The organism is Pseudomonas sp. NBRC 111140, assembly GCF_001320885.1.
Taxonomy (GTDB): domain Bacteria; phylum Pseudomonadota; class Gammaproteobacteria; order Pseudomonadales; family Pseudomonadaceae; genus Aquipseudomonas; species Aquipseudomonas putida_P.
In genome coordinates this window covers 22,925-30,358 of sequence record NZ_BCBQ01000084.1, presented here as the reverse complement: position 1 = coordinate 30,358, position 7,434 = coordinate 22,925, and the positions used below count along the sequence as shown (strand labels likewise).

8 protein-coding genes are annotated in these 7,434 nt (G+C 65.5%); 4 read left to right on the top strand and 4 right to left on the bottom strand.

Going from position 1 to position 7,434, the window contains the following annotated elements; genetic code table 11:
• Both amn and APH42_RS22695 read left to right on the top strand, forming a co-directional pair.
• The coding region (gene amn / locus APH42_RS22700; RefSeq protein ID WP_082421452.1) for an AMP nucleosidase at positions 1-793 on the top strand (793 nt) is incomplete at its 5' end.
• 6 nt (positions 794-799) lie between these two features.
• On the top strand, positions 800-1,438 hold the full coding sequence (locus tag APH42_RS22695) for a pseudouridine synthase (RefSeq protein ID WP_060494267.1): 639 nt from the start codon (positions 800-802) through the stop codon (positions 1,436-1,438).
• 35 nt (positions 1,439-1,473) lie between these two features.
• On the opposite strand, the gene APH42_RS22690 is transcribed toward APH42_RS22695, so the two are convergent.
• Together APH42_RS22690 and APH42_RS22685 are read right to left on the bottom strand one after the other, a co-directional pair.
• On the bottom strand, positions 1,474-1,677 hold the full coding sequence (locus tag APH42_RS22690; RefSeq protein WP_003249787.1) for a DUF2788 domain-containing protein: 204 nt from the start codon (positions 1,675-1,677) through the stop codon (positions 1,474-1,476).
• 54 nt (positions 1,678-1,731) lie between these two features.
• A complete protein-coding gene (locus tag APH42_RS22685; RefSeq protein WP_003249795.1) occupies positions 1,732-2,208 on the bottom strand; it encodes an Lrp/AsnC family transcriptional regulator in 477 nt (158 codons plus the stop codon).
• Positions 2,209-2,601: 393 nt separating this feature from the next.
• Here APH42_RS22685 and APH42_RS22680 point away from each other — a divergent pair, with 393 nt between their 5' ends.
• The gene (locus APH42_RS22680) at positions 2,602-3,438 is read left to right on the top strand and encodes a DUF6515 family protein (RefSeq protein WP_060494266.1); all 837 of its coding nucleotides are present in this window, start codon (positions 2,602-2,604) and stop codon (positions 3,436-3,438) included.
• Between the two features lie 34 nt (positions 3,439-3,472).
• Here the strand turns inward: APH42_RS22680 and APH42_RS22675 are convergent, their stop codons facing one another.
• A complete protein-coding gene (locus tag APH42_RS22675; protein WP_012274349.1) occupies positions 3,473-4,345 on the bottom strand; it encodes a cation diffusion facilitator family transporter in 873 nt (290 codons plus the stop codon).
• A gap of 22 nt (positions 4,346-4,367) precedes the next feature.
• The gene (locus APH42_RS22670; RefSeq protein WP_012274348.1) at positions 4,368-4,787 is read right to left on the bottom strand and encodes a hypothetical protein; all 420 of its coding nucleotides are present in this window, start codon (positions 4,785-4,787) and stop codon (positions 4,368-4,370) included.
• Positions 4,788-4,903: 116 nt separating this feature from the next.
• Here APH42_RS22670 and hrpB point away from each other — a divergent pair, with 116 nt between their 5' ends.
• On the top strand, positions 4,904-7,432 hold the full coding sequence (hrpB, locus tag APH42_RS22665; protein ID WP_060494265.1) for an ATP-dependent helicase HrpB: 2,529 nt from the start codon (positions 4,904-4,906) through the stop codon (positions 7,430-7,432).
• The last annotated feature ends 2 nt before the right edge of the window (positions 7,433-7,434 follow it).

Genomic DNA, 7,434 nt, shown 5'->3' with positions numbered 1-7,434 from the left:
TGACGACCCGCGCTTCGTGCGCATGGTGCTACCGGGCAACGTGGTGATCGAAAAGGGCATGGACCACGGCGAAACCCAGGCCCTGGTGGCCAGCGTGGTCTGGCACCGCTACCAGATGCCGGCCTACCACCTGATTGCCGCCGACGGCGACGGTGTTACGTTGGTCAACATCGGTGTCGGCCCGTCCAACGCCAAGAACATCACCGACCACCTGGCGGTACTGCGCCCGCACTGCTGGCTGATGATCGGCCACTGCGGTGGCCTGCGGCAGTCGCAAACCATTGGCGACTATGTGCTGGCCCACGCCTACATGCGCCGCGACGGGATTCTCGACCGGGTTGTGCCGCCGAATATCCCGATCCCGGCCTTGGCCGAAGTGCAGATGGCCTTGCAGGAAGCCGCCGCGCAGGTCACTGGCGAGCGTGGCGAACAGCTGAAGAAGCGCCTGCGCACCGGCACCGTGCTCACCTACGACGACCGCAACTGGGAGCTGCGCTGGGCCCAGGAGCGCCCGCTGATCAACCTGTCGCGTGCGGTGGCGGTGGACATGGAAAGCGGCACCATCGCTGCCCAGGGCTACCGCTTGCGCGTGCCGTACGGCACTTTGCTGTGTGTGTCCGACAAGCCGCTGCACAGCGAGATCAAGCTGCCGGGTTCGGCCAACGCCTTCTACAACCGCGCGGTCAGCCAACACCTGAAAATCGGCATTGCTGCTCTCGACCTGCTGCGCACCGAGCTCAACTCGCTGCACTCGCGTAAACTGCGCAGCTTCGATGAGCCGCCGTTCCGCTGAGGATTCATGTCACTGCCACCCCGTAACAAGCCGCGCCGTCCCCAGGCGCGGCCTGCCACCGGCCCGCGTCGCCAGGCCAAGGCGCCACCGGCCGAGCCGCGCCTGATCCTGTTCAACAAGCCGTTCGACGTGCTGACCCAGTTCAGCGACGGCGAAGGGCGCGCGACCCTCAAAGACTTCATCGACATCGCGGGCGTGTACCCGGCCGGTCGGCTGGACCGCGACAGCGAAGGCCTGCTGTTGCTGACCAACGATGGCGGGCTGCAGGCGCGGATTGCCGACCCCAAGCACAAGCTGGCCAAGACTTACTGGGTACAGGTGGAGGGCGAACCGAGCGACGAGCAGTTGCAGCGCTTGCGTGACGGTGTGGAACTGAACGATGGGCCAACCTTGCCGGCCGAGGCGCGGCGGCTGGAAGAACCCGAGCTATGGCCGCGCAACCCGCCTGTACGCTTTCGCAAAAGCGTACCGACCAGCTGGCTGGAACTGGTGATCCGGGAGGGGCGTAACCGCCAGGTGCGACGGATGACGGCAGCGGTGGGGTTGCCGACCTTGCGCCTGGTGCGGGTGAGGATTGGCGATTGGGCGCTGGATGGGCTGGAGCAGGGTTGCTGGCGCGAAGTCCCGGCAAAGTTAAAGCGCTAGCCGGGGCCGCAGCACGCTCCCGGCAGCCTTGAGCCTTACACCCCTTCGAGAAACCCCACCACCACGCTCTTGATGATGAAGGCCAGCACCCCGAGCCCCAGCACGAAGAACAGGATCAGCGTCCCGAACTTGCCCGCCTTGGATTTTTTTGCCAGGTCCCAGACGATGAAGCCCATGAAACCGATCAGCACGGTGACCAGGATGATCATCATCCACTCTTCGAATACGGCGGGATCCATCGGTGTTCTCCAGGCGGGTTGAGCGTCCGATTATACGCTGGCTGGCGTGAGGGTTTAACGCAGGTGGGTCAATGGCAACTCGGTGCTGGCCAGTACCTGGTTGAGCACGAAGCTCGAACGCACGCTGGTGACGCCTTCGATACGGGTCAGGCTGCCTAGAAGCAGTTTCTGGTAGTGGTCCATGTCGGGCACCACCACTTTGAGCTGGTAGTCGGCATCCATGCCGGTGACCAGGCTGCATTCCAGCACCTGCGGCAGGTTGCGGATGGCGGCCTCGAACGTTTCGAAACGCTCAGGGGTGTGGCGGTCCATGCCGATCAGCACATAGGCCGTCAGGCTCAGGCCCAGCTTCTTGCGGTCGAGCAGCGCAACCTGGCGCGAAATGTAGCCATCGTCCTCCAGTTGCTTGACCCGACGCGAGCATGGCGAAGGTGACAGGCCGATGCGTTCGGCCAGCTCCTGGTTGGAAATGCGCGCATCGCGCTGCAATTCGGCGAGGATGCTCAGGTCGTAACGGTCAAGTTTGCTCATGGCATTTGCCTTTTCTGTTCGTATTGCGGCGAATTATCAATCCAGGGTGAAAAATTGCGCAAGTGCTATTTATCTGAGCAATCTTCGCAATCATCTGTCGCAAGCCGTCCGGTATCTTTATCACCAGAATCACTGCCCGGACATCAGTCCACGGCGACGCGCCCTAAGCGGGCGGTCGCGGCCAGCCATCCAACAGGATCTGCAGGCCCCCGGGCTACACACCCTCCAGAAGACGGTGTGAGGTGAGCCGGCGCCACAAGTGCCGAGCACGGACGACAATTCCTGAAGGGAGGCCTTGTGGCCTCCCTTTTTTCTGTCTGGAAATTTAATTGGCCTGCGTGATGGGCGCGGTAGACTGGTTGCGGGCGCAGTTTTTCTACCGAGAGGAATACCATGAAGTCGCGCATCTGGCAGTTGGCAGGTGTTGGTTTGCTGGGTTTGAGCATCAGCCTCGGGGCCATGGCCGAAGGGCCGGGCGAGGGGCATGGCGAACGCGGCCAGCAGGTGCAAGGTGAGGGCGGGCCTGGCCGCTCGCTCAACTCGCGCGACGAAGTGCGCCAGACCCAGCCCCCGCGCCAGGGTTATTACCAGGACATTCCCCGCCGCCACGGTGATGACCATCACTGGCAAGCCGGTGGCCCTGGGCAACGGCCCGGTGGTGACTGGCAAGGGCGCCCAGATGGCCATGGCAATGGCTGGGGGCCTGGGCCGCAGTATCGCCCCGGGCACACCGTCGACCATTTTCCCGACCGCTACTGGAAAGTGCCTTACCGTGGTGCTGACTACTTCTACTCCGGCGGCTACTGGTACCGCCCTCATGGTGGCAGCTACATCGTGGTGAGGCCGCCCTATGGCGTGCGGGTCAATTACCTGCCGCCTTATGCGCGGGAAGTGTGGCTGGGGGGTGGGCTGTTCTTCCTGGTAGCCGATACCTACTACCAGTACCTGGCGGACAGCCAGGAGTACGTGGTGGTCAACCCACCGGTCGGCGTGCCGGCGCCCGTACCGGTGGCACCGTCGAACGGTGGGTATGACGTGGTGGCTTACCCGATGTATGGCCAGGGGCAGGAACAGCAGGAGCAGGACCGTTACCAGTGCCATCGCTGGGCAGTGAGCCAATCCGGCTTCGATCCGGCGACGGCGACGTACGCACCGCCAGCCAATGTGCTCGACAATTACCGGCGGGCGCTGGGTGCCTGCTTCAGTGGCCGGGGATACAGCATCAACTAAAGCGGTAGGCGCGGCCTGTTAGCCTGAAGAATATCTATACCGGGTCGGCGTGCACCATCACATCCGCCTGTGGATAACGCTGGCGGATCACCCGTGAGGCCTCCACGCACAATCCGTGTGCTTCATGCAGTGGTAGCTGCCCTGGTAGCTCCAGGTGCAACTGCACGAACCACTGGTTGCCCGACACCCGCGTACGCAGGTCGTGCACGCCCTTGACGCCGGGAATGGCCAGTACCCGCGTGGCCATGTCTTCGCCGACATCGCTGGGCAGTTCCTTGTCCATCAGGATTGCCGTGCTTTCGCGGGCAATCTGCAAGGCACTCCAGAGGATGTAAAAGGCGATGCCCAGGCCGAACAGCGCATCCAGCTGGGGCCAGCCGAAACGCGCCAGCAGCAGGGCCAGCAGGATGCTGCTGTTTAGCAGCAAGTCCGAGCGGTAGTGCAGGGAGTCGGCCCGCACCGCGGTAGAGCCGGTCAGGCGGATGACCTTGTACTGCAAGGCCAGCAGGGCGACGGTCAGCACCAGCGACAGCAGCATCACCGCGATGCCGATGGCGGTATCACCCAGCGGTTGCGGGGTGTGCAGGCGCTCGACCGCCTGCACGCCGATCAGCACTGCACTGACCCCGATGAACAGCGCCTGCGCCATGCCGGCCAGGGCCTCGGCCTTGCCATGGCCGAACCGGTGATCGTCGTCTGCCGGGCGCAGCGCATAGTGCACCGCCAGCAGGTTGAGGAACGAGGCTACAGCGTCCAGTGCCGAATCGGTCAGCCCGGCCAGCAGGCTCACCGAACCGCTCAGCCACCAGGCCAGCGCCTTGCTCAGCACCAGAATACTGGCCACCGCCAATGACGCGCGCGTGGCCAGGCGTAGCAGGCGCTGGTGTTCAGCCGGGGTGGTGATCATCCGTGGTCGGTGTCCTTGTGGCTCAGGCGGCTGGCACCAGGCCCAGGCTGGCCAACTGCTCGACACTGCCGCGGTGCTGGATCAGCCGAGGGTCGTCCAATGGCAGGCGCTGGCCCAGTTCGCTTTCGAGAATGGCCTGCAACTTGAGGTTGTCGACCTTGCCATCTGGTTTGACGGCTTCTTGCAGTTTGGCTGGGTCGACCTGGGCGGTGCGGCCACCTGGGTAGTAGATGGCGCCCGTGGCGAAGTCGATGCCGAAGGCGATCAGCCCAGGGATCACGTAGAACAGGATGCCAATGGCGTCCATTGCGGCAACCACAGGGTCGATCTTGCCGCCGATCTGGCCGCGCCGGTCCGGGTAGAAAATGGTGCCGCAGGCCGTCAGTTGGGTCAGCAGGGTGGCAATGAGGGCGCCACCGATGACGCGGGTCGAGATGCGCATGTAAATCTCCGAGAAGGTGTTCAGCAGGGCAAGCGAAGCGCCTGCGCCTGATGCTAAGACCATGATAGAGCAGGCTGGGTTCGCCGTTATACTCGCCAGACTGTTCGAGGACCACCATGATTTCATTACCCATTGATGCGGCCTTGCCCGCTTTGCGCCAGGCCCTGGCAAACCGTGACGAAGCGGTGCTTGAAGCGCCGCCCGGCGCTGGCAAGACCACCCGCGTGCCGTTGGCGCTGCTGCACGAGCCGTGGCTGGCCGGGCAGACCATCCTGATGCTTGAGCCACGGCGCCTGGCGGCGCGGGCGGCCGCCGAGCGGCTGGCCAGCGAGCTGGGCGAGCAGGTGGGGGAAACGGTGGGTTACCGCATCCGCCTGGACAGCAAGGTCGGGCTTAAAACCCGTATCGAAGTGGTGACCGAGGGCATCCTCACCCGCCGCCTGCAGGCCGACCCGGCACTGGAGGGTGTGGGCTTGCTGATCTTCGACGAATTTCACGAGCGCAGCCTGGATGCCGACCTGGCCCTGGCGCTGAGCCTCAATGGCCGCGAGTTGCTGCGTGACGACCCGCCGCTGAAGATTCTCCTGATGTCCGCCACCCTGGAAGGCGAGCGCCTGTCGCGGTTGCTGGACGATGCGCCGGTGGTCAGCAGCGAAGGCCGCATGCATCCGGTGGATATCCGTTGGGGGCGAGCGTTCCAGCCGGGCGAGTTCATCGAACCACGGGTGGTGGACAGCGTGCTGCAGGCGCTGGCAGACCAAGCCGGCAGCGTGCTGGTATTCCTGCCTGGGCAGGCCGAGATCCGCCGGGTGCACCAGAGCCTGCAGGAGGCCTTGGGCGATCGGCCCGAAATTCTGCTCTGCCCACTGCATGGCGAACTGGATCTCAATGCCCAGCGTGCCGCCATCGACCCGCCGGCCAAGGGCCTGCGCAAGGTGGTGCTGGCCACCAACATCGCCGAAACCAGCCTGACCATCGATGGCGTGCGTGTGGTGATCGATGCCGGCCTGGCCCGTGTGCCGCGCTTCGACCCTGGCAGCGGTATGACCCGCCTGGACACTCAGCGTATCTCCCGCGCCAGCGCCACTCAGCGCGCCGGCCGGGCCGGCCGCCTGGAGCCCGGCGTGTGCTACCGCCTGTGGTCCGAAGCCCAGCATGAGCAACTGGCCGCCCATGGCAGCGCCGAAATCCTCCAGGCCGACCTGGCCGGGTTGGCCCTGCAACTGGCGCGCTGGGGCGTTACCCCCGAGCAGTTGCGCTGGCTTGACCAACCGCCGGCTGCCGCGTTCGCCCAGGCCCAAGACCTGTTGGTGCGGCTCAATGCCTTCAAGCCTGGCAGCCGTGACAACCTCAGCGAACACGGCCAGGCCATGGCCGAACTGCCGGCGCACCCGCGCATCGCGCATTTGCTGCTGCGTGGCCAGGACCTGGGCCTGGCACAGATGGCCTGCGATGTGGCTGCGCTGCTGGGGGAGCGGGATATCCAGCGTGGGGGTGGCGCGGACTTGCACAACCGGCTGGCGCTGGTCAGCGGCGAAAGCAAGGCGGCGCGTGGCGGCCAGGGTGGCGTGCAGCGGGCGCGTCAGCTGGCCCGCCAGTACCGTGGCCTGTTGCGAGGCAAGGCCGGTGCGCCGGTCGCCGACCCGGACCACTCGCGCTGGCTGGGCGCGCTTCTGGCGCTGGCCTACCCCGACCGCGTCGCCTTGCAGCGCCGCGAGGGTGGGGCGGAGTATCGGTTGGCCAATGGCCGTGCGGCGCTGTTTGCCGAAGTTGACGCGTTGATGAAGTGCCCGTGGTTGGTAGTCGCCGACCTGGGTAGCCGCCAGGGGCAGCGTGAGGAGCGCATCTACCTGGCCGCCGAATTCGATCCGGCGTTGCTCGATGGCGTGCTGGCCGAGCAGGTCGAGCGGGTCGATATCGTTGATTGGGACGAGCGCGAGCAGGTGTTGCGCGCCGAGCGGCAGGTCAAGGTTGGCGAACTGGTCCTCAGCCGTGAGCCACTACCGGGCCTGGATGACGAGGCCAAGGCCAGGGCGCTGCTTGGCCTGGTTCGGCGCAAGGGCCTGAACCTGCTGACCTGGACGCCGGAACTGCGCCAGTGGCAGGCACGGGTGGCACTGCTGCGCCAGCTGGACCTGGGAAAGGATGGCCACAGCGAATGGCCCGACTTGGGCGACGAGGCCCTGCTCGCCAACCTGGAAGACTGGCTGCAGCCCTACCTGGGCAAAGTGTCGCGCCTTAGCCACTTTGCCGCGCTGGACCTGCCGTCGCTGTTGCGCAACCTGTTGCCCTGGCCGCTGCCACAGCGCCTGGACGAACAGGCCCCCGCGCACCTGGCGGTGCCGTCCGGCTCGAACATTCGTCTGGACTACAGCGAGAGCCCGCCGGTCCTCGCCGTGCGCTTGCAAGAGCTGTTCGGGCTTGCCGACACCCCACGCATCGCCAACGGCCGGCAGCAGGTCAAGCTGCACCTGCTGTCACCCGCACGCCGGCCGGTGCAGGTGACCCAGGACTTGGCGAACTTCTGGCGCACCACCTACGCCGAGGTGAAGAAGGATTTGAAGGGGCGGTATCCGAAGCATTACTGGCCTGACGACCCCTTGGTGGCCGAGGCTACGGCGCGAGCCAAACCTCGGGGGACCTGAGC